26 protein-coding genes are annotated in these 22,755 nt (G+C 65.5%); 12 read left to right on the top strand and 14 right to left on the bottom strand.

Going from position 1 to position 22,755, the window contains the following annotated elements:
* The first annotated feature begins 1 nt into the window (after nt 1).
* Entirely contained in the window at nt 2-1,045 is a 1,044-nt protein-coding gene (locus M3G14_RS09405) for a septum formation family protein (protein WP_259926273.1), read from the top strand.
* Nucleotides 1,045-1,392 (top strand): metallopeptidase family protein, encoded by a 348-nt coding sequence (locus M3G14_RS09400; protein ID WP_259926272.1) that lies wholly within the window; start codon nt 1,045-1,047, stop codon nt 1,390-1,392. Before M3G14_RS09405 ends, M3G14_RS09400 begins: the two co-directional genes overlap by 1 nt.
* Here M3G14_RS09400 and pheA read toward each other — a convergent pair.
* The gene (gene pheA / locus M3G14_RS09395) at nt 1,389-2,303 is read right to left on the bottom strand and encodes a prephenate dehydratase (protein ID WP_259926271.1); all 915 of its coding nucleotides are present in this window, start codon (nt 2,301-2,303) and stop codon (nt 1,389-1,391) included. The two genes, M3G14_RS09400 and pheA, sit on opposite strands and share 4 nt — an antisense overlap.
* Nucleotides 2,304-2,320: 17 nt before the next feature.
* Here pheA and M3G14_RS09390 point away from each other — a divergent pair, with 17 nt between their 5' ends.
* Together M3G14_RS09390 and M3G14_RS09385 are read left to right on the top strand one after the other, a co-directional pair.
* Entirely contained in the window at nt 2,321-3,058 is a 738-nt protein-coding gene (locus M3G14_RS09390; protein ID WP_259926270.1) for a CPBP family intramembrane glutamic endopeptidase, read from the top strand.
* A 78-nt stretch (nt 3,059-3,136) separates the two neighbouring features.
* A complete protein-coding gene (locus M3G14_RS09385) occupies nt 3,137-4,342 on the top strand; it encodes an LCP family protein (RefSeq protein ID WP_259926269.1) in 1,206 nt (401 codons plus the stop codon).
* A gap of 50 nt (nt 4,343-4,392) precedes the next feature.
* Here M3G14_RS09385 and M3G14_RS09380 read toward each other — a convergent pair whose 3' ends face one another.
* Both M3G14_RS09380 and M3G14_RS09375 read right to left on the bottom strand, forming a co-directional pair.
* A complete protein-coding gene (locus tag M3G14_RS09380) occupies nt 4,393-5,307 on the bottom strand; it encodes a DUF5926 family protein (RefSeq protein ID WP_259926268.1) in 915 nt (304 codons plus the stop codon).
* A 96-nt stretch (nt 5,308-5,403) separates the two neighbouring features.
* The gene (locus tag M3G14_RS09375) at nt 5,404-6,168 is read right to left on the bottom strand and encodes a glycerophosphodiester phosphodiesterase family protein (protein ID WP_259926267.1); all 765 of its coding nucleotides are present in this window, start codon (nt 6,166-6,168) and stop codon (nt 5,404-5,406) included.
* A 65-nt stretch (nt 6,169-6,233) separates the two neighbouring features.
* Here M3G14_RS09375 and M3G14_RS09370 point away from each other — a divergent pair, with 65 nt between their 5' ends.
* Nucleotides 6,234-8,105, top strand: a complete 1,872-nt coding sequence (locus tag M3G14_RS09370; RefSeq protein WP_259926266.1) for an alpha/beta-hydrolase family protein — start codon at nt 6,234-6,236, stop codon at nt 8,103-8,105.
* Between the two features lie 7 nt (nt 8,106-8,112).
* On the opposite strand, the gene msrA is transcribed toward M3G14_RS09370, so the two are convergent.
* Nucleotides 8,113-8,754 (bottom strand): peptide-methionine (S)-S-oxide reductase MsrA, encoded by a 642-nt coding sequence (gene msrA / locus M3G14_RS09365; RefSeq protein WP_259926265.1) that lies wholly within the window; start codon nt 8,752-8,754, stop codon nt 8,113-8,115.
* Nucleotides 8,755-8,871: 117 nt separating this feature from the next.
* Between msrA and M3G14_RS09360 the strand changes: the two genes are divergently transcribed.
* Both M3G14_RS09360 and M3G14_RS09355 read left to right on the top strand, forming a co-directional pair.
* The gene (locus M3G14_RS09360) at nt 8,872-9,474 is read left to right on the top strand and encodes a superoxide dismutase (RefSeq protein ID WP_070789591.1); all 603 of its coding nucleotides are present in this window, start codon (nt 8,872-8,874) and stop codon (nt 9,472-9,474) included.
* Nucleotides 9,475-9,747: 273 nt separating this feature from the next.
* Complete coding sequence (locus M3G14_RS09355; RefSeq protein ID WP_259926263.1) at nt 9,748-10,926, top strand: MFS transporter; 1,179 nt, start codon at nt 9,748-9,750, stop codon at nt 10,924-10,926.
* Here M3G14_RS09355 and M3G14_RS09350 read toward each other — a convergent pair.
* Nucleotides 10,921-12,417, bottom strand: a complete 1,497-nt coding sequence (locus M3G14_RS09350) for a TM0106 family RecB-like putative nuclease (RefSeq protein ID WP_396122235.1) — start codon at nt 12,415-12,417, stop codon at nt 10,921-10,923. The two genes, M3G14_RS09355 and M3G14_RS09350, sit on opposite strands and share 6 nt — an antisense overlap.
* A 76-nt stretch (nt 12,418-12,493) precedes the next feature.
* Here M3G14_RS09350 and M3G14_RS09345 point away from each other — a divergent pair, with 76 nt between their 5' ends.
* A complete protein-coding gene (locus tag M3G14_RS09345) occupies nt 12,494-13,126 on the top strand; it encodes a DUF6474 family protein (protein WP_259926261.1) in 633 nt (210 codons plus the stop codon).
* On the opposite strand, the gene M3G14_RS09340 is transcribed toward M3G14_RS09345, so the two are convergent.
* Together M3G14_RS09340 and M3G14_RS09335 are read right to left on the bottom strand one after the other, a co-directional pair.
* Nucleotides 13,123-13,761 (bottom strand): response regulator transcription factor, encoded by a 639-nt coding sequence (locus tag M3G14_RS09340; protein WP_259926260.1) that lies wholly within the window; start codon nt 13,759-13,761, stop codon nt 13,123-13,125. The two genes, M3G14_RS09345 and M3G14_RS09340, sit on opposite strands and share 4 nt — an antisense overlap.
* Nucleotides 13,736-15,034 carry a sensor histidine kinase gene (locus tag M3G14_RS09335; protein WP_259926259.1) on the bottom strand — a complete coding sequence of 433 codons (1,299 nt, stop codon included), beginning with the start codon at nt 15,032-15,034 and terminating at the stop codon, nt 13,736-13,738. Before M3G14_RS09335 ends, M3G14_RS09340 begins: the two co-directional genes overlap by 26 nt.
* Between M3G14_RS09335 and M3G14_RS09330 the strand changes: the two genes are divergently transcribed.
* A complete protein-coding gene (locus M3G14_RS09330; protein WP_259926258.1) occupies nt 15,033-15,587 on the top strand; it encodes a DUF2020 domain-containing protein in 555 nt (184 codons plus the stop codon). The two genes, M3G14_RS09335 and M3G14_RS09330, sit on opposite strands and share 2 nt — an antisense overlap.
* On the top strand, nt 15,584-16,576 hold the full coding sequence (locus tag M3G14_RS09325) for a TIGR00730 family Rossman fold protein (RefSeq protein ID WP_259926257.1): 993 nt from the start codon (nt 15,584-15,586) through the stop codon (nt 16,574-16,576). The genes M3G14_RS09330 and M3G14_RS09325 overlap by 4 nt, the downstream gene beginning before the upstream one ends.
* On the opposite strand, the gene M3G14_RS09320 is transcribed toward M3G14_RS09325, so the two are convergent.
* Nucleotides 16,573-16,725 (bottom strand): hypothetical protein, encoded by a 153-nt coding sequence (locus M3G14_RS09320; RefSeq protein ID WP_259926256.1) that lies wholly within the window; start codon nt 16,723-16,725, stop codon nt 16,573-16,575. The two genes, M3G14_RS09325 and M3G14_RS09320, sit on opposite strands and share 4 nt — an antisense overlap.
* Nucleotides 16,726-16,727: 2 nt before the next feature.
* Entirely contained in the window at nt 16,728-17,525 is a 798-nt protein-coding gene (locus M3G14_RS09315) for a class E sortase (RefSeq protein ID WP_259926255.1), read from the bottom strand.
* Between the two features lie 67 nt (nt 17,526-17,592).
* Between M3G14_RS09315 and yidC the strand changes: the two genes are divergently transcribed.
* Nucleotides 17,593-18,696, top strand: a complete 1,104-nt coding sequence (gene yidC / locus M3G14_RS09310; protein ID WP_259926254.1) for a membrane protein insertase YidC — start codon at nt 17,593-17,595, stop codon at nt 18,694-18,696.
* On the opposite strand, the gene M3G14_RS09305 is transcribed toward yidC, so the two are convergent.
* From M3G14_RS09305 to M3G14_RS09290, 4 genes are all read right to left on the bottom strand, one after another.
* Nucleotides 18,693-19,322 (bottom strand): TetR/AcrR family transcriptional regulator, encoded by a 630-nt coding sequence (locus M3G14_RS09305; protein WP_259926253.1) that lies wholly within the window; start codon nt 19,320-19,322, stop codon nt 18,693-18,695. The genes yidC and M3G14_RS09305 overlap by 4 nt on opposite strands.
* Before the next feature lie 162 nt (nt 19,323-19,484).
* Nucleotides 19,485-19,754: a GlsB/YeaQ/YmgE family stress response membrane protein gene (locus M3G14_RS09300; RefSeq protein WP_259926252.1), complete on the bottom strand. Its 270-nt coding sequence runs from the start codon at nt 19,752-19,754 to the stop codon at nt 19,485-19,487.
* A gap of 100 nt (nt 19,755-19,854) precedes the next feature.
* Complete coding sequence (locus M3G14_RS09295; protein ID WP_259926251.1) at nt 19,855-20,775, bottom strand: universal stress protein; 921 nt, start codon at nt 20,773-20,775, stop codon at nt 19,855-19,857.
* 66 nt (nt 20,776-20,841) lie between these two features.
* Nucleotides 20,842-20,988, bottom strand: a complete 147-nt coding sequence (locus tag M3G14_RS09290; RefSeq protein ID WP_259926250.1) for a hypothetical protein — start codon at nt 20,986-20,988, stop codon at nt 20,842-20,844.
* Between the two features lie 22 nt (nt 20,989-21,010).
* On the opposite strand from M3G14_RS09290, the gene M3G14_RS09285 reads away from it, so the two are divergent.
* A complete protein-coding gene (locus tag M3G14_RS09285; RefSeq protein WP_259926249.1) occupies nt 21,011-22,009 on the top strand; it encodes a pseudouridine synthase in 999 nt (332 codons plus the stop codon).
* Nucleotides 22,010-22,018: 9 nt separating this feature from the next.
* Here the strand turns inward: M3G14_RS09285 and M3G14_RS09280 are convergent, their stop codons facing one another.
* Nucleotides 22,019-22,420 carry a hypothetical protein gene (locus M3G14_RS09280; protein ID WP_259926248.1) on the bottom strand — a complete coding sequence of 134 codons (402 nt, stop codon included), beginning with the start codon at nt 22,418-22,420 and terminating at the stop codon, nt 22,019-22,021.
* Between the last annotated feature and the right edge of the window lie 335 nt (nt 22,421-22,755).

Below are 22,755 nucleotides of genomic sequence, written 5' to 3'. Positions count from 1 at the left end.
CATGGCTTCCACTTCCAGCGCCGTGCGCGCGTTCTTCGTCGCCCTGCTCGCCGGGACGGTGGGCATGGGCTCGTACGCCATGACCACGGGCCCCGACGCCGGCGGAGGCAGCGGCACCGAGCACAACCAGCAAGCGCAGCACAGCGGTGAAGCGCCTGCGCCGTTTACCACGGCTGACCAGGGCGCTTGCCTGACCTGGACGGTCGGCGAGGGCGGGGCAATCAGCGGCTTCGAGCAGACTGATTGTGCAGGCGAGCACCGCTTCGAGGTGGCCTCGCGCCAGGATCTGGCCGTCTACCCCACGTCCGAATTCGGGCAAGACGCGCCGATGCCGAACCCCACGCGCCAGGCGCAGCTGCGCGAGGAACTCTGCGGCGCCTCCACAGTCCGTTACCTCGAGGGCCGCTACGACCCGAACGGTCGCTACTCCATCGCCCCGATCCTGCCGCCGGCGAGCGCCTGGGAGGCTGGGGACCGCACGATGCTGTGCGGGCTGCAGGAGACCGACCGCGCCGGCGAGCCGATCCTCACCACGGGCCGTGTGGCCGAGCAGGACCAGGCCCGCACCTTTGAGCCGGGCGAGTGCGTCGCCATTGACGGAGCGAACAGCCTCTCGGTGGTGGACTGCGCCGCCGCGCACCAGATGGAAATCACCAGCAAGGTCGACCTAGCCCCGGTCTTCCCGGACGCCACCCCGTCGGTAGAGCAACAGGACAAGCACTTGGGCGACGTGTGCACGAAGGCCGCCCACGACTACCTCGGCAGCGAGGAAAACCTGTACCAGATCTCGCTGCAGCCGTTCTGGACCACCCAGCAGCCGGCCGCGTGGGAGGGCGGCTCGCACAGCGTGAACTGCGCGCTCGTCTTCTCCTCGCCGCAGGGCGGGTTTGCCGAACTGACCGGCACCGCTACGGGCGGCAAGGAGGTGCTGCGCATCGACGGCACCCCGCCGCCGGACCGCCCAAAGCGCCGCCCGTTGCGCGAGCAGCAGGCCCCGCCTGCACCAGAGGCAGCGCCCCCAGCGCCCGAGGAAGTCGCGCAGTAATGGTGAAGGTCAGCGACGAGGAGTTCGAGGCGATGATTAACGACGCGCTCGACACCATCCCAGACTCCTTTGCCCAGCACATGACCAACATGGTCATCCTCGCCCGCGACTACAACGAAGAGCAGCCCGGCCTGCTCGGCCTCTTCGAGGGTGTGCCGTTGCCGGAACAGCACTCCAACCACACCGGGTTCCTCCCTGACGCGGTCTTTATCTATAAGGAACCGCTCGAGGCGATGTGCGCCACTGAGGAGGAACTGCGCCACGAGGTCAAGGTGACGGTGCTCCACGAGGTCGGCCACTACTTCGGCATGGAAGAACACGAGCTGCACGAGCTCGGCTGGGGCTAGCGCGAGGTCTTGGTGCGCCCGCGTTGTGCCGCCTCGACCCAGTCGGCGGCCGCCGCGATGCGCGCGTCGCGCACCGGGGTGGGCTCGCCAACGACGCGCGGCCAGGAGCCGAGGAAGCGGATCTTTGAGGCCCGCAGGTACACCCCGCGCAGTGCCTCGGCCACGGGTGCGTCGTCGATATGCCCGACGATGTCGACGAAGAAGTTGTATGTGTTCGGTTCCTCGCGCGTTGGGCGCGACTCAATACGCGACAGGTCCACGCCGCGGTAGGCGAACTCCTGCAAAATACCGACCAGGCTGCCGGGCTCGTTCACGGTCTGGAACACGATCGAGGTCCGGTCGTTGCCCGTGCGCTGCGGCGGGGCGTCAACTGGACCGGCGAGTACGAAGCGGGTGCGCGCAGCCTCCAGGTCCGCCACGTTGCGCGCGTGGACTTCGAGCCCGAAGAGCTCCGCGGCGCGCTCCGGGGCGGCGGCGACGTCGGCGCCGCCTTCGGCCACGAGCGCCGCGGCGGCCGCGTTCGAGCTCGCCGCCTGGAATTTCGCCTGCGGGGCGTGTTCGCTCATCCACCGTTTCACCTGCTGAAAGGCGACGGGGTGGGTGGCAAAGCGGTGGGCGTCGGCAAGCGAGGCACCTGGGCGCGTCATGATGGCGAAGGCGATCTCGAGCTCGGTCTCGGCGAAGATCTGCACGTCCGGGGTGGCCAAGAGCGCATCGGAGGTGGTGGTCACCGCCCCGTCGACGGAGTTCTCGATGGCCATCACGGCGCGCTCGGCGCTGCCATCAGCCACCGTGGCAAGCGCCTCGGCGGGCGAGTCCACGGCCACAAGCTCGGCTTCCGGCAGCGCGAAGGCGTGTACCGCCTGTTCGGTGAAGGTGCCGGCCGGTCCCAGGTACGCGATTCGGGTCATGGGCTTAAAGTTATCGCATGCGCCGCCGACTCATCATCGAAATCATTCTCGTGCTCGCCGTTACCTTCGGCATGAGTGGGCTCCGCTCGGGGCTCAAGCTTATCGACGCCTACCTCACCGCTCCGCTCAACGAACAGTCCACCACCCTTGTACAGCCCGCGTCCTCCGTCGGCTGGCTGGACCTGGCGCTGCAACTGACCTCCGCGGGCACGCTTGTGGCGTGGGGCGCACTCGCCTGGTTCCTGCTGGGCAGCAGGTGGTGCTGGCCCAGGTGGAGGGATGTCGCCCACGGGGCGGGGCTGGCTGCTGCGATCGGGCTGCCCGGTCTGGCCTTCTACGTGGCGGCGGTCAACCTGGGACTGTCCAAGGTGGTGGTGCCCACCACCGACGCGGTGCAGATCCCGACCTCGCTCGTCTGGGCCTTTGCCAACGGTTTCGGCGAGGAGGTCGTGGTGGTGGCCTACCTAGTGACCAGGCTTGGGCAGCTGGGGTGGACACCGTGGCAGGTGGTTGCGGCATCGGCGGTGCTGCGCGGCTCCTACCACCTCTACCAGGGGGTATCCGCGGGTGCGGGCAACATCGTGATGGGCATTGTCTTCGCCGGCTACTTCCTGTGGCGGAACAAGGGCAACAAGTCTGCGGCCGCGGACTGGGTCGCCCCGGTGTGGCCACTCGTGCTCGGCCACTTTTTCATCGACGCGGTCGCGTTCGTTGGCTACCCGCTTGTCGACCTCACCCGGCTGGGTATTCAGTAGCGGCATTGACGGCGAACTCCCAGGGCCCGACGCTACGAACCGGTATGCCACATACGCCACAACCGTTACACTAAGTGCATGTCTTCGACGCCCCACTCCAACGACCCCCGCGATCGCGTGGGGGAATACGTGCTGGGCAAGGACGGAAAGCCCCTGGTCGACCGCTACGGCAGGCCGATCCGCCGCCGCCCCGTCCAACGCTCACACCAGGTCCCCGAGTTCACGCGCGTCGAACGCCCCCGAGCAACACAGCGGCCGCGCCAGCAGTTCCCCGAGTACCAGCCGCGCCGCACGCCAACGTACTCCCGCCCGGCACCAGCCCCCGCGCCCGAGCCGGTGCCGGTGCAGGTGTCCCGGCGGCGGCGGAAGGGGCCGGCCCCGCGGCGTCGCAAAGCAAAGGCCCCTGGCTGCGCCACCATCCTGGCGATCCTGCTCGTGATGCTCGTCGCGGGCACCCTGCTTACCGACGCCCGACTCACCCGCACCCAAGCGCTCCCCGAGGAACGTATCGCGAACACCGCGGGTACGAACTGGCTGTTGGTCGGCTCCGACTCGCGCACGGGCTTAAGCGAAAAGGACGTCGAACGGCTCGGCACCGGCGGCGATCTTGGCACGACCCGCACCGACACGATCATGCTGCTGCACATCCCGCTCAGCGGCGAGGCGACACTCGTGTCTATTCCGCGCGACTCCTATGTGCCGATCCCCGGCTACGGCTACGACAAGATCAACGCCGCCTTCGCCTTCGGCGGCGCCCCGCTGCTGGCCCAAACCGTGGAGGAAAACACCGGGCTGCGCGTGGACCGCTACGCCGAGATCGGCATGGGCGGGCTCGCGAACGTGGTCGACGCCGTCGGTGGCGTGGAGGTCTGCGTGCAGGAAGCTATCGACGACCCGCTGGCCAACCTCAACGTGCAACCGGGGTGCCAAGAGATGGACGGGGCAACCAGCCTCGGATACGTACGCACCCGCGCTACCGCACAGGGCGATCTTGACCGCGTGATGCGGCAGCGCGAGTTCCTCGGCGCGCTGCTGGACCGGGTCACCTCACCGGCCGTACTGGTCAACCCCTTCCGCCTGGTACCGCTCATGTGGACCGCGCCGACCATGTTCGTGGTGGGCGAGGGCGACCACATCTGGCACCTCGCGCGCATCCCGCTCGCAATGCGCAACGGACTAAACGCCGAGACGATCCCGCTCGGCGGCTTCCAGGACACCGAGGTGGGCAACGTGGTGCTCTGGGACGACGCGGCAGCAGAGGAGCTCTTCGCGTCGCTGAGGTAGGGACAGGCAGGTAGTAACTGAGAGAATTGCCGTTGAATTTCCCCCGACGGCTAGATGGTCACCTGCCGGGACTTGATGTTGTCCAGCTGCTTCCGCTCCGCGGCGTTGAGCTGCGCATCGTTGGCGTACTCCGCCTCGATCTTCGTATTCAGCGACTCCAGCGCCGCGGCGTAGGACTCCGGCGCAACCTCAGGATCCAAGTCCCACACCGGCACGACCACGCCGTGGGTGCGGAAGGCACCGGCAAACTTCGTGCCCTCGCCCAGTACCAACTCGCCCTTTGCGGCGATGCGCGCCAAGGCGGCAAGCATCTGTGCCTCATTATCCTCGGTGCGGATCCAGCGGATGTGCGCCTTACCGCCGCCCGGGTTGACCCACCACACGGCACCCGGGACCTCTGCCTCGACCTGCGCGGAAGGCCACACCGCGTCGTTGGCCTGGGTCATCGCCTGGCGCAGCTGCGCGGGCACATCTTCGCCCTCGGCGAACCACCAGTTGAAGTCGGGGTAGGTGGTTACCTGTGGGGTCCACGCGGCGTCGATAAGCGAGCCAAGCTCCGGCTGGCTTCCATCAGCGGCGGTCGACTGCAGCGACTCGCCCGGCTTAGCATCAACAACCCACTTCAGCGCGTACGCGAGGTCGCGCCCCGGGTTCTGCGAGTGCGCGGCGGCCTGCAGCGCCACGAGGCGCTCGCCCCCTTGTGCCTCGTCCCGCACGAGCGCCGCACCCGCGCCCGGCAGCACGGTCACCAGGGTGACCTCGGTGCCATCGACGTCGAGCTTCGCGCTTGCCGACGGCACGAACTCCTGCATCGCGACCAAGTCCGCCTCAGCAGCCAAACCGCCAAAGGGGCGCGGGTCCTTCTGCAGTGCCTCGCGCTCCTTGGCGCGCGCGGCCATCTTCGCCTGGCGGCGGGTCATGCCCTCGGGCAGGTCTTCTTGCTTCTTACGCTTCTTCTTTGCCATGCGCACAAATCTACCGCAGCACTAGGCCCACGAGGAGAGGGTGTTCTCCGGGACGCAACCGTTGTTCCCGCGGTGGGCGATAATGCCGGTCACGGGCTAGCCCACCGCCACTGGAGTTTGAGTATCTGCAGATTTCGCGCGTGCAAAGGTGTCGAGCGCCAAATTCGGCAGGTCGGTGGCCAGCACGTCGACACCGTTTTCGGCGCACCACATCATCTGCCGCGGCGTGTTCACCGTCCAGGTGTACGTCTTCAAGCCACGCAAGCCCACCAGCTGCTTTTTCGCCTGCAGGTGTTGGATCGCCGGGCCCACCCCGTAGGGGCGCGAGAGCATCGCGTTGCCCGGGTTCCACCTCTTCTCGCGCAGGCGGAAGAGATAGTAGGTCTCCAGCTGCGGCGCCATGCGAGTGAAATAGCGCATGGCCTTGTGGGAAAAGGAGATGATGTGCACGCGCTCGTCGTCAAGCAGCTTGGCGTAGGTCAGCGCGCGCAGCGTCTGCTCGTCGACCTCGGGCCCGTAAATCGTGGGGTGCTTCGTCTCGATGTAGAGGTGCTTGTCCGGGTAGTCCTGCATGAGCTCGAGCAGCTCCTCGAGCAGCATGATCTGCTGCGGGTCCTCCTCGGTGCCGCAGTTCAGCTCGCGCAGCTGCGCAAAGTCGAGGCAGTCGACGCGCCCGCGCCCGTTGGTGGTGCGCGAAACATTTGTGTCGTGGAAGACCACGAGCCTGCCGTCACGGCTGAGCCGCACATCGCACTCAATGCCATGAATGGGAAGTTTCAGCGCTTCTTCAAACGCTCGCCTGGTCAGTTCGGGGTACATGCCGGAGAATCCGCGGTGCGCAACGATGTGTGTCTGCCTCACAGTGCCCAAACCTACAACGGGTTGACGCCCCGCGCGAGTTGAAAAACTTTGTCATAATGCGCTATATGCGCGTTGCAAAGCTTTTCGACGCCCCCCGCACCCCGCCACTCGACGCCGCCCGTCGCGCAATACAACGCGCCCGGAATCGCTACAGTTTCGATCACCACGGCTTGCTCGCCGCCCCGCTCGCCGCGGTGGAAGTGCTCGCCGACCTCTCCCCCGTCGTGCGGCTGCGAGGGCTGCGCCGGCTGCCAAACACATTCCGCTCGGGCGTCGTCGGCGCCGAGATCGCCACCTGGGGCGCGGTCTCCCCCTCACTGTTGCCGCGCAGGTGGTGGACCACGGCCGCCAACGTGGCGATCTGCCAGGCGGTAGGCCACATGCTTGGCGCTAGCGCAGGCACCATCGCCCGCGCCTGGGGAGCCAGCGGCCCGCGCGGCAAACAGGCGAACCCGGCGCGCATCGCCATGAGCGCGATCACCCTGGCCGCCTACGCCACGTCCGCCGGCGCCCACGCACGGCAGAAAACGCTGGTCAGCACGCCACACCCGGTGAAGCGCGGGGAAACGCTCATCGGCCTGTCAGTCGGCACGCTCGGCTACGGGGCGATGCTGCTTGTCGGCGAGATCTTGCAGACCTCCGTCGACCACGTCAACGCGGTGTTCGGCCGCAAGCTGCCCCCGGTGACGTCCTGGCCTTTGGCGATTCTCGCGGTCGCCGGCGGCGCCTACGTCTTTGCGGACCGTCTCGTGGTGCGCAACCTGATGTCCACCGTGTACAAACAGGCCGAGGAGCTCAACCGCGAGTTCTTCAGCGGCGCGCCCCAGCCGCGCGAGCCGCACCGCTCAGGCTCGCCGTCTTCTGTGGAAGCGTGGGACACCATGGGACGGCAGGGCCGCGCGGTGGTCGCGGGCGGCCCGCGGGCCCGAGACATCGCGCGTGTGTTGGACGTGCCCCGCGAGGCGGTGACCGAGCCGATCCGTATCTTCATCGGGCTACGCGACGGTGAGCGCAACCGCAGTTACGAGGAGATGGCCGAAGCGGCGCTGCACGAAATGGACCGCACGAACGCCTGGGAGCGCGCACACATTGCCGTGATGTCTTCTGCCGGCACGGGCTGGATCAATGACTTTCACACCTCTGGCTTCGAGTTCGTCGCCCGCGGGAATTGCGCTGTCGTAGCCATGCAGTACTCCTACGTCCCCTCGCTCTACTCCTACCTGGCGGACCGCGAGTCGGCGGTGCAGTCCTCTCGCCTGCTCATCAACGCGATCCGGAAACGCATTGCCGCGCTGGACACACCCAACCCTCCAAAGCTCTACGTCGGCGGCGAGTCCCTCGGCGCCTACGGTGTCGCCGACGCCTTCCAGGACCCGGGGGATTTCCTCGCGCGCACCTCGGGTGGTGTGTTTACCGGGGCCCCGGGGTTCTGCAGCACCCACACCATGCTGACGCGGCGACGCGAGCCGGGCAGCCCGCAGCGCCTGCCAGTTGTCGACGGCGGCCGCCACTTCCGTTTCATCGCGCACCCGGACCACCTCGAGCACAACTTCGCGGGCAAACCCTACGACGCCGAGTGGGAGTTCCCGCGCGCCGTGTTCGCGCAGCACGCTTCCGACCCGGTGGTGTGGTGGGATGCCCCGCTGTTGTGGCGGGCACCAGATTGGCTGAAAGAGCCCGGCTCGCGCGGGGTGCCTGCCCCCGCCGCGCAACATCTGGACGTACTGCACACGCTGCGGTGGTGGCCTTTCGTCACCTTCTGGCAGGTGGGTATCGACCAGGTCAGCTCGAACGAGTACGACGCCCCGCACGGGCACAACTACCACGAGGAAACCGTCGCTGCGTGGAACAAGGTGCTCGATGGCGGGCTCACACAGGCTGAGCTTTTACGCGTGAACCGGTGGATCCACGCGGACTCCACCAAGCTGCGCGCCTAGATTCCGCCTAGATGCCGCACGCCACCCCTGTGGAGTGGTGCGGGCAGTAGCCGTTCGGCACCTTGTGCAGATATTGCTGGTGCTCGTCCTCGGCCAGGTAGTAGTCCACGCCGGCGCGGACCTCTGTGGTCATCTGCCCGTATCCCGCTTCGCGCAACTGCGCGCCGTAGGCCTCGCACCAGGATGTAATCTGCGCAGCCTCTGCCTCCGTGTCCGGGTAGAAGGCGGAGCGGTACTGCGTGCCCGTGTCATTACCCTGGCGGTAGCCCTGCGTCGGGTCGTGCGCCTCAAGCGCGGTGCGCACCAAGTCCTTCAGGCTGATCTTCTCCGGGTCGTAGACCACCTCGACGACTTCCGCGTGGTTGGTGCTGCCAGTGCACACCTCGCCGTAGGTGGGGTTCGGAGTCACGCCGCCGCCGTAGCCCACCGACGTCGACTCCACGCCGTCTAACTTCCAGAACATCTTTTCTGCGCCCCAGAAGCACCCGATGCCTATGCGCAGGCGGCGCTGGCTCGGCTTCCACGGGCCGGTGATAGGGGTGCCCAGCACGGCATGCGGCTGCGGGTTAGCGTTGATTGGCTCGCTGCGCCCGGGCAGAGTCTGGTCTGCCGGGAGGAGCCGCGGTGTCGGCGCAAAGAGAAATCCCATAGTTCCCACAACCTACACGCCGAACGAGGATATTCCGTTGGATAATTTCATTGCAGGAAATCAAGTTTTGGCTACTATGGGCTTCGTCATCACAAGCTGACGAAAGGATTTAGCACAATGGCTGTTTACGAGCTTCCGGATCTCCCGTACGCATACGATGCACTGGAGCCGCACATCTCCGAAGAGATTATGACGCTGCACCACGACAAGCACCACGCAACCTACGTTGCTGGCGCGAATGCCGCACTCGAGGCGCTCGAGGCGGAGCGTAACGGCGAGGCTAACCCGGACAAGCTGCGCGCACTGTCCAAGAACCTGGCGTTCAACCTGGGTGGCCACACCAACCACTCCATCTTCTGGAAGAACATGGCACCGAACGCTGGCGGCAACCCGACCGGCGAGATCGCTGAGGCCATCGACCGCGACTTCGGTTCCTTCGAAGCATTCCAGAAGCAGTTCGCGGGCGTCGCTACCGGTCTGCAGGGCTCCGGCTGGGCAGTGCTCGGCTACGACCACATCGCGGGCCGCCTGATCATCCAGCAGCTGACCGACCAGCAGGGCAACATCTCCGTTGACTTCACCCCGGTCCTCATGCTGGACATGTGGGAGCACGCTTTCTACCTGCAGTACAAGAACGTCAAGGCTGACTACGTCAAGGCTTGGTGGAACGTTGTGAACTGGGACGACGTCAACGAGCGCTACGCCGCTGCGTCCAAGTAAGGTCTAATCACACCTGGGTGAAACGCCCGCGCCACTGTGTGCACCCGCACTGCTGGCGCGGGCGTTTTTCTGCCCCTTCAAGACCCGAAAGCACACCGCCCGCCGCATCAGGAGGTGCATGCGGCGGGCGGTGTAGTTCACTAGATTCACGACGAGTCCAACAAGGAACCCGCATACAACTTTAGGTTAGGCTCACCTTAATGCGCAAGGGTATGTGTGGAAAATCTTCGAACTCGTTGCGCGCTCGACCGAAATGGAGAACCATAGGACGTTATGAGGAAAGGGTCACTAGAGTATCGGCGGGCGTCGATAGGCATGCTGCTCGTCGGACTCGCAATTTTCTCCGCCCTCTACGCCACCCAGGCCCTGCTGCCCACCCTCACCCGTGAGATGGACATCGAGCCGTCGACGGCAGCACTAACCGTTTCCGCCGCGACCGGCGCGCTGGCGATCTGCGTCGTCCCGGCCTCCATCTTGTCGGAGAAGTTCGGGCGCGGACGCGTTCTGATTATCTCCGCGTTGGCCGCAACCGGGCTCGGGCTGACCCTTCCACTGGCGCAAACCATTGGCCAGCTCGTTGCACTCCGCGCGATCCAGGGCGCGCTGCTCGCCGGCACCCCGGCGGTGGCGATGGCGTGGCTCTCCGAGGAGCTTGACGAGCGCGACCTCGCTGGCGCGATGGGGCTCTACATCGCTGGCACCTCCGTCGGCGGGCTCACCGGCCGCCTCATCCCCGCCTTCATGCTGGAATTCACCGGCTGGCGCTGGGCGCTGGCCACCAGCGCAGCAGTCAGCCTGATGCTCGCCATCGCGACCGCGCTGCTGCTACCGGAACAGCGCAACTTCCACCCGAAAGCCTCAATCCGCCCGGGCGCGGAGTTCCGCGCGGTGGCCCAGCATTTGGGCAACCCCCGCCTCGTCGGGCTAGTGGCCACCGCCTTTATCGCCATGGGCGTGTTTGTTTCCATGTACAACTTCTTCGGCTTCCGCGCCATCAACGACTTCGGCTTAGCTCCCTCGCTCGCCGGCCTGACCTACGTGATGTACCTGTCCGGCACCTGGTCCAGCGCCCGGGCCGGCTCCTTTGTGGCCCGCTTCGGCCGCGGGCGCGTCGTACTCGCGGCCGCAGTACTCATGCTCACCGGCGCGCTCGTCGGCGCCAGCGGCAACCTGTATGTCACCCTCTTTGGCCTTCTTATCTTTACCGCCAGCTTCTTCGCCCTGCACTCCACCGCCTCCGGCTGGGTCGGGCTGATCGCGGACAAGGATCGCGCGGAGGCCTCGAGCCTGTACGTCTTCTGCTACTACATGGGCTCTTCCCTGCTGGGTGCCACCACCGGGTGGGCCTTCGAGGCGCTGTCCTGGGCTGGCTTCGTCGGGGTGCTTGCGGCGATGCTTGCCGTGCTCATCGCCATCGCCGGCGCGCTCGCCGTGGCGGAGAAGCGCCTATAGCAGGGGCAGGCCCGGCGCGCCTGCGTCGAGGAACTCGCGTACCGCGCGTGTCGCCCGGCAGTCGTCCTCGTTGTAGCGCAAAAGCGTCGCGCGTGCGGCGGCCCCCGCTTCGCCGCCCTGCCGCGCCTGCCTGCGCAGCGCTACCGACGCCTCCCCGTCCACGTCGTCGTCCTCCCAGGTAAACCCGACGACGGGCCCAAGCACCTTCAACCCCAACCCGTCGGTGCCAACCAGGTACTGACGGACGTGCGCGAACACGTCAACCCACTCGGCAGAGGCGATGAACGCTTGGACCTCGGCCAACTCCACGGAGGCAAAGCGCTTTGCCGAGGACTTCAACCAGTGGTTCTCCCCGCCCGCGGCGTAGCAGTAAGCCGCGAACGTCTTGCCCTCGGCGTGCGCGACGGCGCGCCGCGCCATCAGCCAGCGCCAGAACTCGGTGAAGTTGCGCTCCTCGGCGTCGCCGCCAACCTCGTCCCAGGTGACGAAGGGGCGGTAGGTCTCCCCGTCGAAAGCGCCCCACAGGTACGCACCCTGGTCCAGATAGGCCTCCATGTCGACGTCGATTTCCACATCCGCGCGTGGCACGTGCACCGGACCGCGGCGTTTCAGCACCGGCACGCCCTCGCGCCAGGCGCGCGCGATGTGCGAGGCGTCGCCCACGTGCGCGTCGATAAGCTGTTGCACCGTGTGGATACCGCGCTCACGCCACTGGTCGCCGCGCCCGCCGGAAAACACGAGCGAGACATCGTCCATTTCCTCGAGCTGCGGGCCGCACAGCGGCCAGAAGCGGCAGGTCGCGCACTGCTTCAGCCGGCGCGGCGCGGACGGGATCGGAGCGTCCAGTGCGCGCAGCAGGGGCGGGATGAAGCGCGCGAGCTCGCCGAGGTAGGCACGCTCGCGGTCTTGCCCGATCACGGCACCGCGGCCAGAGGCCAATTCGCCGAGCAAAAGCTGCGCCATGGCGAGCGCATAGCCGTCGATGGTGTGGTGGCGCGGTTTCGCGTGTACCTCGAGTGGCGCCCCGAGGCCGAGCCGGCCGGTGGGCACCATCAGTGTGGTAGACGTAGGGTCCTTGCGCGCTACGCGGTGGTTCGACACGAGCACCGGCAGGTAGCCCGCATCGGTGCGCACCAGCACGTCGAGCTCGCACACCACACGGGTGCCTTCGATCTCGCCGCACAGCACTGGCCGCGTAATGAGGTGCGCGCCGCGGCGCAGGGCGGCCCGCGTCTCACGGTCGCGAATTTTCAGCTCTTCTGGGGTATCTGCGGGCTTGAGGTCGACGCGGACGAAGGCTTTCCCCCTCCCGTCGCCCACCGCCCGCTTCACCGGCAGGGCCGCAAACACGCGTGCCCGAGCCGCCGCGAGCTGCGCCTGTCGCGATTGCCCAGCCGGGGTGGGGCCGACCTCCGGGTGGGCCAAACGCTGGCGCAACCGGTACCTGCAGCCCACGATATCTGCGGGACGGACCTGAAACGGCTCATTCACAATACTGACCACAATACCTGGCTGGCAGGTAAGATCGGCGGCAGCGAAAAACAACACCAAAAAGGAGTACCACCCCATGGGTCTTTTTGAAGCGATCCGTAAAGCCCGCGCCCGCACCAAGGCAGAGATTAAGGCCGCTGAGGCCCGCGCCCGCAAGCTGGCCAAGGAGCAGGCAAAGGCGGACCAGAAAACCGCGAAGCTCTTAGACAAGGCGGAACAGCGCCTGCTGAAGGAAGAGAAGAAGGGGCTGAAGCGCAAGCGCAAGCACGAGGAGCAGATGGCCAAGGCCCACCTGAAGCGCATCGAGCAGACGGGGCTGACCCAGAAGAAGGCGAAGCAGTGGGTCGGCGCCTCCCGCATCCTCTTGCCCATCCTGCTGCCGCTGGCCTACAAGGCCTACACCTCCTACCAGCAGAACCGCTTCAACTCCCGCGCCGCAGGCATTGGCGTTGATCCGCAGGATCTCGCCCGCCACTCCGGGCGCGGGGCAGAGCTCAAGGCGCGTATCGACGCGCTGCGCACCTCCCTCGAGCACTCCGAGTCCCTGCCCTCGGGCTTTAAGGGCGATGCGAAGGTTCGCCTCAACACGCTAGCGCGCAACGTGCGCGACGCGGAGCACCTCAACCCGGAGCAGCGCCGCCTGGCCTACGCTTCCGTAGAGGACGAGCTGGCCGAGCTCGGCGCCGAGATCACGAAGAAGGCGAACTAGAGCACGCCCTGTTCGCGCGCCGAGGCCACGGCGGAGGTGCGCGAGCGCACACCCAGCTTGTCGTAAATATGCACCAGGTGCGACTTCACCGTCGCCTCGGACAGCATGAGCTGCTGGCCAATCTCTCTATTTGAGCAGCCCTCGGCCACCAGCTGCAGCACCTGCAGCTCGCGCGGGGTCAGCGAGGAACGCGGTGCCTTCTCGCGCGTGGCCAGCTTCTCGCGCACGATCGGCGAGAGCGTCGCATCGCCCTTAAACGCGGAGCGCACCGCGGCGAGCAGTTCCTCCGGAGGCGCGTCTTTGAGCAGGTAGCCCACCGCGCCCGCCTCGATCGCGCCGAGGATGTCGGCGTCCGTGTCGTAGTTCGTCACCACCAACACGTGCGGCGGGTTCTCCATGGAGCTCCGGATCCGCGCGGTGGCCTGCGCGCCAGTAGTCACGCGCGTCCCCTCTGCCCCCGCGCCGAAACGCAAGTCCATGAGGATCACATCGATGCCGCCGGCCTGCGCCGTCGCGATCGCCGCCTCCGCCGTGGCCACCTCGCCCACGACGCGGATATCGCTGGCGGCTTCCAGCACGGAGCGCAGCCCCAGCCGCACAATCTCGTGGTCATCGGCCAGCAGCACCCGAATCATGGTTCACCTTTCCACTCCCCTCGGCACCCGCCGAGGCCTCGGCATCATTCTTTCGATTGACATTACCTGGTATGGCCACCGACAGCGCCGTCGGCCCGCCGGGGGCGGACTCCACCACCAGCTGCCCGCCCAGCTCGGCGGCGCGCGAACGCATCGCGTCGAGCCCCACGTGCCCCAGCCCCGCCGGTTTTGACGCCTGCGCCTGCGGGTCGAAGCCCCGGCCGTTATCCACCACGTCCAGCCGTATCTCGTCCGGCTCATACGTGAGCGTCACCCGCATTTTCGTCCCGCTCGAGTGCTTCACCGCGTTCGACATCGCGCCCTGTGCGATGCGCAGAAGCCCCGCCTCCGTGCGCATCGGCAGCTGTATGACCTCGCCATCGGTCTCCACCTCGATGTCCATGTCGCTCGCCGTCTCGAGGTCTTTCGCGATGCGCCCGAGCGCCTCGCTTAACGACGTCTCCGTCAACGGCGCCGGTGTCAACGCCGCAATCATCGCCCGCGTCTCCGCCAAGTTATTCGACGCGGCCCGGCGCGCAGTCTCCATCCGCTTCAGCGGGGCCGCAAGTTGCTCCCTAGGGATGCCCGCGTCCACGAGATCCCGCTCCGCGGCGTGCAACAACATCTGGATGGACGAAAGGTTCTGCGCGACCGTGTCGTGGATTTCGTGGGCGAGCCGCTCGCGCTCCTGTGCCACGCCGGCGGCGCGCTCGGTGGCGACCAGTTTGTCCTGGGTGGACAACAGCTCGTCGATAAGCTGCTCCCGCTCCTTACTCACCCGACCGATGGTGGTAAACGCGTAGTTGATCGCCACGACCACCGCCGCCGAGAGCACGGGACCGAGCACACCGCCGAGCGTGAGGCCGGTGGGAATCTGAATCACGATCGAGATGGCGAGCCCCACCGCCACGAGCACCAAACCCCGCCAGTTGTTGAAGGCGCGCAGCACCACGAAAAAGAGGATGAATACCCAGTACACGGCCACCGGAGAGAACACGATGTCTGCCACCCACAGGGCGATGAGTGCAGTGCACCAGACCGCGCGCACGAGCCGGCCCCAACGGTGCATCTCCACCATGCCGTAGAACAGGACGAAGGAAAATGTGGCTACAAGCACGATCTGCAGCAGCGCGAGGTTCAGCGGCATGCGGGCAGTCGCCCCCAGGGACACCAGCACGAGGCACACCGCTAGCACCGTGATTCCGGTGTCCAAAGCTTTGTTGTCCGGCACGTCTGCGGACGTGCGGGCCAGGCTCGCTAGTCTTAGGCTCATGCGTCTGAGATTACCCACCGCTTTCGTTGCCGCGGGCCTCGCGCTCGCCGCCTGCTCCGAGCAGGCCACCCCGCCCGAGCCGAGCCAGCCGCCCGCCCCCGCGCCCGACCAGGGGCTGCCGGTGGAGGCGCTGCCGGAGACACAGCGCACCGATTGGAACGAGTGCCCCTACCTGGACACCGAGTGGGTCGCTCAGACGAACGGGCAGCGGGTGACCGGCGTCGGTGTGGATTCCCGCTTCGACACGCCCGCCTGCCAGTTCTGGTCCTACCCGGAGGAACCGCAGCTGACGGTAATCGTGCGCCACATGGCCTCAGCCCAGGAGTCGATGGCCGTGGTGGACTGGGCCACCCCGGTGGAATTTACCGCTCCGGCCGATCAGCCCCCGGGGTGGAACGGCGGCCGCCACGGCGGCGGCGAGGTGCCGGATCGTATCGGCGCAGCGTACTCAGTTGCGCGCGGTACGCACGCGGTGACGGTGTTTAGCAACCAGGACGAGTCGGTCAAGGCGCAACGCGTGGCGGAACAGGTCATCGCTACGCTGGGACTGTGACTGAGCGCAACCCGAACCCCCGCACGACCCCGCCCACAGATACAGAGATCACCGTCGCCGCCATCGTGTTTCGCGATGACGCAGGTCGCGTCCTGTGCGTCCGCAAGCATTCCAGCCCCCGCTTCCAGCTGCCCGGCGGCAAGCTCGAGGCCGGTGAGACCACAGTCGACGCCGCGCTGCGCGAGACCCGCGAAGAGGTCGGGCTCGAGGTCGACCGAGGCAACCTCAGCTACCTCGGCAGGTTCAGCGCGGAGGCCTCGAACGAGCCCGGCCACACAGTCACCTCCACCGTCTACGTCCACCCCACGCCTTTCAGCGCACCGGAGGCGGCCGCCGAAATCGCCGAGACTGCCTGGATCGATCCGCGCGAACCCGCCGGGCACGCACTCGCGCCACTCCTGGCCACCCGGATCTTCCCCGCACTCACCCAGCGCCGGATTCAGGCCGTCACCGTCTTCGCAGGAGCCAACCCGGGCACCGACCCGGCGCACCTTCAGCTCGCGCGGCGCTTCGGCCAGGCGCTGGGCGCGCACCACATGACGCTGGTGTACGGCGGCAGCAAGCTTGGGCTCATGGGCGAAGTAGCCAAAGGCGCGCAGGCATCGATCGGCGTGCTTACGACGCATTTGGCCAACTACGAGCTGAAGTACGAAGGGCTCGACCGTCTCGAGTTGGTGGGCTCCATGTCGGAGCGCAAAGCCATGATGAGCCAGCTCGGCGATGCATTCGTGGCCCTGCCAGGGGGCACCGGCACGTTAGACGAATTCTTTGAGGAATGGACCAACCAACAACTCGGCCTGCACACGAAGCCGATCGGCCTGCTTGGCCGCGAGTTTTGGCAGCCCCTGGTAGACATGGTCGACCACATGGTGGCCAAGAGATTCGTCCGCCAGACCGACCGCGACCACCTCATCGTGGCCGATGAGCCGGAAGAGATGATCCGCAAACTGCAGGCCTGGCTCCCGCCGGTGCCGCGCTGGACAGATTAAACGGCTACATCGTTATACGGCATCATCTCCGACACCCACGGAAACACGACCTCCATGAGCAGGAAAAACACCGCCACGGCGAGCACGAGAGCAATCAGCGTTTTCACCCACGTGTTGCCCGGCAGTTTGCGCCACAGCGCTGCGTACATACTTACTTCACCTCCTGCATCGCGGCCGGGAGCGTGTCTTCCTCCGGGTGCTTGGGCAGCACCTCGGTGCGCATCGCGTGCACGATCATGCGCTCCGCGTTGGAAAACTGCGGGTGGCACGTGGTCAGCGTGATGATGCCCTCCATCCCATCAACAACTTCCATGGAGGGGGTCTCCGGCATCGGGTTGACCACGTTAATATCGCCCGGCAGCGTGATGTGGCGGCCCTGCACCGCCGCGTAATCGCCGGTGGCCACGCGCTCGTTCATCTCCGCGGGCAGGCAGCCGGCGGTCTCGGCGCGTCGCTCGTCCGGCTGCTGCGACATCGGCAGCACCCGGTACGTCACCCACTGGGTCTGCGTCTCCACCACGATCGCGTCGCACGCGTGAAGCCCGCCGAGGTCGTTAAAGGGCGCGCCCTTGCCCACGCGGTGCCCGGCCACGGCAAAATTGCCGTTCTCGCCCGGCATCTGCGTATCCGGATAGCGCCCGGGCCCAGTAAGCAGCTCCTTTTCTTCCACGCCCTCGATGATGGCGAATTCGTAGTCGGGACCGAAGGCGGGGATATACATGCGCGCGAAGGCGTCGCCAAGCTGCGGGGCCTTCACCTCTCGGGGGTTGACCCAGCCCTTACCCCACTGCTCGCTGAGCGTGTGCTGCGCTTCGTTCTGCATCTTACCGGCGGAGATATTGGTCCAGAAGGACTCGTAGAACGCGAAGAGTAGCAACAGGGCACCGGCGGTGAGCAGGAGCTCCCCGATGACTTGCGAGGCGCGTATCCGATGTGGCGGTTGGGACATGGCCTAACATTAACCCAGTCGTGCCCGCCACCTGTAACGCATAAACCGGAAAGGAGATGCCGCGCGCATGCTGGAAGTATTGGTCTACCCGGTCGCCGCGGTCATCAAGCTGTGGCACTGGATCCTCGTGCACCTTTTGCGCATGGATGCCTCGGCCGCCTGGGTCGTCTCGGTGATCCTGCTCGTCGTCACGGTTCGCGCGCTCGTCCTGCCCTTCGCCATGGCGCAGTACCGAGTCGGCCGCACTTCCTATCTCATGCGGCCACACCTGGCACGCATTGAGCAGGAATACGGCAGCGCCACCACGCCAGAAGCCATTGCGGCGGAGAAGCGCGAACGCAAGCAGGTCCAGGAGGACCACAACTACAGCCTCGCGGCCGGCTGCGTCCCCGCGCTCGTGCAGTTCCCCGTCTTCATCGGCTTGTATCGCCTGCTCCGCTGGATGGCGGTGCCCACAGATGGCGACAGTCACCGCATCGGCATCCTGAGCAACCACGATCTCGAGACCTTCCGCGCCGCCACGCTTTTCGACGCCCCCTTGCCCGCCTACGTCGCCATGAGCCCCGAACACCTCGCGGCCCTTGGCACGACGGAAGCACAGGTGCGCGCCGTGGCGTTGCCAATGGTCGTCGCTGCGGTCATCTTTACGTGCACCAACCTGGCTATTTCGCAGTTGCGCAACCGCTCCACACTGGACTGGGAGACCGCGATGACGCGGAAAAGCTACCGCTTTTTGTGGTGGATGATCCCGCTTATCGCGGTGAGTCTGTCAACCGCCGGGCTGGCCGGCATCGTGCCGGTGGCAATTTTGCTGTACTGGGTGAGCAACAACCTGTGGACCATGACGCAAACCGCAGCGCTGTGGGCGTGGACGGTACGCACGATGCCGTCCGAGGAGATACACCGACAGCACTGGCGCGAGGCGAAGGCGCGCGTCGCCGGGGAGAAGGAGAAAAGAACAGCGCGTAAGCGTTCACGTCGTGCGCTGCGCCACCGCGCGCTGCGCCACCCGAGTCAGGCAGGTGAGGCCTTCGCACAGCTGCGCGCGGAGAAGCAGGAGCGCAAAGACGAGAAAATACGCGAAAAGCAGGAACGCAAGGAGCTCAAGAAGGCGCGCGATGCCGCGACGAGGCAGCTGGCGCGTCAGCGCAAGGCCGAGAAGGACGCCTAGATGGAGTAGTCGGCCGGCGGCGCACCGAGCTCGGATTCCGCGAGGTCGCGAGCCGTCTGCAGCGGGGAGACGTCGCGCATGAAGCGCGCACCGGTCATCCCGCCGTCGAGGAAGATGAGCAGCTCGTCGGCCTGCTTTGCAGAGTCGTAGCCGTTCTTGGCGGTAAGCAGCTCCGTGATCGTGCCGTGCATCCACTTGCGGTGGTTTCGGCACGTTTCTACGATGCGGTGCTCGGATTCCGTGTCTGGCCGCGGGTACTCGGTGGCAGCGTTGAGGAATGGTGAGCCGCGAAACTCGCGCTGCGGTTCCGCTTCGATGGCCAGGTCGAAGAAAGCAAGCACTTTTTCGTCCGTGGTTGCTGCCTTCACGGCGCGCTCCTCCCAGCGCTGACGGTATTCCTCGTCCATGCGCTCGAGGTAGGCGATGACCAGGTTGTCTTTGGAGCCAAGGAGGCTGTACAGGGAGGCCTTGGCCACGTCCGCCTCGCGAAGGATGCGGTCGATGCCGATGACGCGGATCCCTTCCTCGGTAAACAGCTTGGTGGCTGCGTCGAGAAGGCGCTGCCGGGGGCTCGGCCGGTTGCGACGCCGCGCAGTCGTCTTCTTCTTCGCCGTCCCACTGCTCACTTGGTGCTCACTCCTTGGTTACTGCTCGCTTGTCTCGTCTCAATATAGACAAACCGGTACGTACGCACCAGCCGTACTGGTGAAATACATTCTCGGACACATGTTGACCTAACGCATGAAAAAACGCCCCCGAAGGGGCGTTCATCATTTGCCGGCTGGTGGTTAGCCGCGCTTATTCGTGACCAGGTTAAGGATCCACAGCAGCACCACCGCGCCGAGCAGGCAGGTAAGGAAGCTGAAGATCAGACCGCCACCGGCAACGTCCACGCCGAAGAGGCTGAGGAGCCAGCCGCCGAGGAAGCCGCCGATCACGCCGACGACGATATTCAGGCCGAGCCCCATCTGGGCGTCTCGGCCCTGAATCTTGGAGCCGATCCAGCCTGCGAGGCCGCCGATAATAATCCATGCAATAAAGCCCATCGAAGGTGCCATAGTGCGTTCCGTCCCTTCTTTCAACAACGTTTAAGTTACGGGCCCCATTATGCACGCCTTCTACGTCCATTGCATAGGCGGGTGATGCGAGGCCGCGACATTACTCCTCCGGGCGCACCACCATCATCGGGCACGGTGCGGACTGCAGGAGCGCGCGAGAGGTGGAGCCAAGCAGCATGCCCTTGAAGCCGCCGCGGCCGTGCGAACCGGTGACCAGCAGCTGAGCGCCCTCGGCCGCCTCGGTGAGTGCGCGCACCGGGCGGTCGCGAGTAATGACGGTGCGGACCTGCACATCCGGGTACTTCTCGCGAAGCTCGCCGAGGGTCTCCTCCAGCAGCGCTTCCTTTTCCTTCTGCACTGCTGCCCAGTGGTCGTCAGAGACGGAGAAGCCAGCACCCGGCGCCTGCACCTGGGTATCGATCCAGGTGTGCACGGCCACGAGCTCTGCGCCTCGCGCGTTCGCCTCCTCGAAGGCGTACTCGGTGGCGCGCTGGGAGACCTCGGAACCGTCTACGCCGACCACGACCGGCCCATACTTGGTCTCTTCCGTGACGTTGCTGTCTTCGCGGATCACCACGACCGGGCAGGACGCGTGGGAAACAACCGCGCCGGAAACAGAACCCAGCACCATGCCGGACAGGCCACCCAGGCCGCGGGAGCCCATGACGACCATCGTGGAGTTGCGGGACATCTCGAGCAGCATGTCGATCGGCGAGCCTTCAGCAACCGCGTGGCCGATCTTGATGTCCGGCGCGACCTCGAGCGCGATCTCGCGCGCCTCGTCGATCTTCTGCAGGGTTTCACGCTGCAGGTCATCAAAAAGCTCCTGCGGCGGAACCATGCCCTCGGCGTAGAGGAACTGCGGCATGGTGTAGCTCGAGGCCAGGCGCAGCGGGATGCCGCGCTTCATCGCGGTGTTCGCTGCCCATCGCACAGCGGTTTGCGACGCCGGGCTGCCATCCACCGCGACAACAACGATGTCCTCGCGGTCTTCCAAGTTTTCTCGTTCTTCGCGGCTCATAGTCTCCAGCCTTTCAGTAGCTTCTTACTGGTTATATCCTCTAGTGTACCCCGTGCCTGCCGCTCTTTACTTCGGAATCTCGACCGGTGCGGCAGGCTCCGCATTCGCAGGGTAGAGAAGCTCGTAGAGGACAGTCATCGCATCAGCGATCATCTTCCCGATACCTTGAGAGAAGAACTGCACGAGCGGGTCAAGCATTGCACCAATATCCATGCGGGATACGCTACTACACACTATGGCCCGCAAGAAGAGTAAAGCTGCCCCTCCGCTGCCCCCGCGCGGCGGACTCGGTGCTTCCCGCGTGCGCGTCCCGGACACGCTTGCCCCGGTCACGGCCTTGGAGTTCCTCTGCGAAGTGGTTGCCGCACAAAGGCACCGCCACCCCGAAGATACCCCCGATGCGGTCGCGCAGCGCTTCGCCGAAGGGCAAGTAGTGCTTCGCGACGCCACCCCACTCACCCCCGACACCATCCTCGCCCCCGGCACCGATATCTTCTTCTACCGCCGACCCGCCCCTGAACGCGTTGTGCCATACGAGCTCACCACGGTCTTTGAGGACCAGGACATCCTCGTCATCAACAAGCCGCCGTTCTTGGCGACGATGCCCCGAGCCGCCCACATTACGGAGACGGCCACCGTCCGGCTACGCCGAGCCACAGGCAACGAAGAGCTCACCCCCGCGCACAGGTTGGATCTCATGACTTCTGGGCTGTTGCTGTTTACGAAGAGGCGGGAGCTGCGGGGCCCTTACCAGGAGCTCTTCGCTCGCCGGGAGGTGCGAAAGCAGTACACGGCGGTTGCAGAGCTGCGTGACGTGGAGCTTCGGACGTGGTCGCACCGGATCAGAAAAGTGAGTGGGGAGGTTGCGGCCACGCTCATTCCTGGGGACCCGAACGCTGTAACGCATCTAAGAAGCGTGACTCCCCTTGACAAGCCTGTAAACGAGACGCTTTCTGACATCTATGACGTGCAAAGTCCGCTCGCGTCCTATCTGCTGGAGCCAATCACCGGCAAGACCCATCAGCTGCGTATCCAGATGCTCGCTGCGGGCGCGCCCATTCTTGGCGACCCGATCTATCCCGTCGTCCAACCCTTCGGCACCGAGGACTTTGCCCGCCCGATGCTGCTTACGTCGGTCCTTCTCGCCTTTACCGATCCCCTTTCGGGTGCTCAACGGGAATTCCGCACGGAGCCGTGGTTGCCGACCAATCATGAAGTGAACGGAGAGCGTTAGCCCCATAGCTTACGGAACCATCGCCGCGATATTTGCCGGAAGCATCGGCTTCAACATCGGCAGTGCTACAGCAATCCCGCCAAGGACCGCAATGAGGACGCCTACGACGACGCCAATACCACCCGGCGAAAGTGAGCCGTCACTAGTGCTGAGCATTGCTTCGGCCTTAGAAGATGACTCGCTGAGGTTGCGCCCGTCAATGCACGCTCTTAAGACCGGGTGCCAAATGGCGATGTAGTTGTCCATCCATTCGATATCGTCCTCGAACTCGGCTACAGCTTTTGCGTAGCCTGGATCGGACTTCCCGTGCTGTTCTTTGTACTTTTTGTACTCAATCTCTGTCTTAGCTTTCCTTGCTCTCACCTCGCCATTGACGTACGCAAGTTCTTCCTTCGCTTCGTCACGGGTCAATAACCTTGGTGTCGATACCGACGGTCTCCTGGTCTTCAGGAGTAAGGCTAAAAGTACAGGAATCACCCTCTACCTTGACAGATGAAGCCGAGGCCGCGGGCACAAGGAGATTGCACAAAAGCACACCAGAGATCACCACTTTGGCGACGGTTCGTTTGAGAGACATGATTGAATTCTCCTGAAATTTAGAGGGGAAGGGATTAGCGGTCTACTGGCCGCTTACCCATAAATTAAAGGACATGTGTATAGTTCGCAACAAAAACCCTCTTCCCTGGGAAATAAAAAGGGCAGTAAAAAAGCGACGCGCTTCGTACACACTGTTTGAGTGCACGAAG

The organism is Corynebacterium sp. p3-SID1056 (assembly GCF_025152525.1).
Taxonomy (GTDB): Bacteria; Actinomycetota; Actinomycetes; order Mycobacteriales; family Mycobacteriaceae; genus Corynebacterium.
This window is presented reverse-complemented; position numbering and strand designations above follow the sequence as displayed.

Bases quoted from the DNA above. Each gene is read 5' to 3' on its own strand.
- M3G14_RS09405 (WP_259926273.1), top strand. From the start codon at position 2: ATGGCTTCCACTTCCAGCGCCGTGCGCGCGTTCTTCGTCGCCCTGCTC.
- M3G14_RS09400 (WP_259926272.1), top strand. From the start codon at position 1,045: ATGGTGAAGGTCAGCGACGAGGAGTTCGAGGCGATGATTAACGACGCG.
- pheA (WP_259926271.1), bottom strand. From the start codon at position 2,303: ATGACCCGAATCGCGTACCTGGGACCGGCCGGCACCTTCACCGAACAG.
- M3G14_RS09390 (WP_259926270.1), top strand. From the start codon at position 2,321: ATGCGCCGCCGACTCATCATCGAAATCATTCTCGTGCTCGCCGTTACC.
- M3G14_RS09385 (WP_259926269.1), top strand. From the start codon at position 3,137: ATGTCTTCGACGCCCCACTCCAACGACCCCCGCGATCGCGTGGGGGAA.
- M3G14_RS09380 (WP_259926268.1), bottom strand. From the start codon at position 5,307: ATGGCAAAGAAGAAGCGTAAGAAGCAAGAAGACCTGCCCGAGGGCATG.
- M3G14_RS09370 (WP_259926266.1), top strand. From the start codon at position 6,234: ATGCGCGTTGCAAAGCTTTTCGACGCCCCCCGCACCCCGCCACTCGAC.
- msrA (WP_259926265.1), bottom strand. From the start codon at position 8,754: ATGGGATTTCTCTTTGCGCCGACACCGCGGCTCCTCCCGGCAGACCAG.
- M3G14_RS09360 (WP_070789591.1), top strand. From the start codon at position 8,872: ATGGCTGTTTACGAGCTTCCGGATCTCCCGTACGCATACGATGCACTG.
- M3G14_RS09355 (WP_259926263.1), top strand. From the start codon at position 9,748: ATGAGGAAAGGGTCACTAGAGTATCGGCGGGCGTCGATAGGCATGCTG.
- M3G14_RS09345 (WP_259926261.1), top strand. From the start codon at position 12,494: ATGGGTCTTTTTGAAGCGATCCGTAAAGCCCGCGCCCGCACCAAGGCA.
- M3G14_RS09340 (WP_259926260.1), bottom strand. From the start codon at position 13,761: ATGATTCGGGTGCTGCTGGCCGATGACCACGAGATTGTGCGGCTGGGG.
- M3G14_RS09330 (WP_259926258.1), top strand. From the start codon at position 15,033: ATGCGTCTGAGATTACCCACCGCTTTCGTTGCCGCGGGCCTCGCGCTC.
- M3G14_RS09335 (WP_259926259.1), bottom strand. From the start codon at position 15,034: ATGAGCCTAAGACTAGCGAGCCTGGCCCGCACGTCCGCAGACGTGCCG.
- M3G14_RS09320 (WP_259926256.1), bottom strand. From the start codon at position 16,725: ATGTACGCAGCGCTGTGGCGCAAACTGCCGGGCAACACGTGGGTGAAA.
- M3G14_RS09315 (WP_259926255.1), bottom strand. From the start codon at position 17,525: ATGTCCCAACCGCCACATCGGATACGCGCCTCGCAAGTCATCGGGGAG.
- yidC (WP_259926254.1), top strand. From the start codon at position 17,593: ATGCTGGAAGTATTGGTCTACCCGGTCGCCGCGGTCATCAAGCTGTGG.
- M3G14_RS09300 (WP_259926252.1), bottom strand. From the start codon at position 19,754: ATGGCACCTTCGATGGGCTTTATTGCATGGATTATTATCGGCGGCCTC.
- M3G14_RS09295 (WP_259926251.1), bottom strand. From the start codon at position 20,775: ATGAGCCGCGAAGAACGAGAAAACTTGGAAGACCGCGAGGACATCGTT.
- M3G14_RS09290 (WP_259926250.1), bottom strand. From the start codon at position 20,988: ATGGATATTGGTGCAATGCTTGACCCGCTCGTGCAGTTCTTCTCTCAA.
- M3G14_RS09285 (WP_259926249.1), top strand. From the start codon at position 21,011: ATGGCCCGCAAGAAGAGTAAAGCTGCCCCTCCGCTGCCCCCGCGCGGC.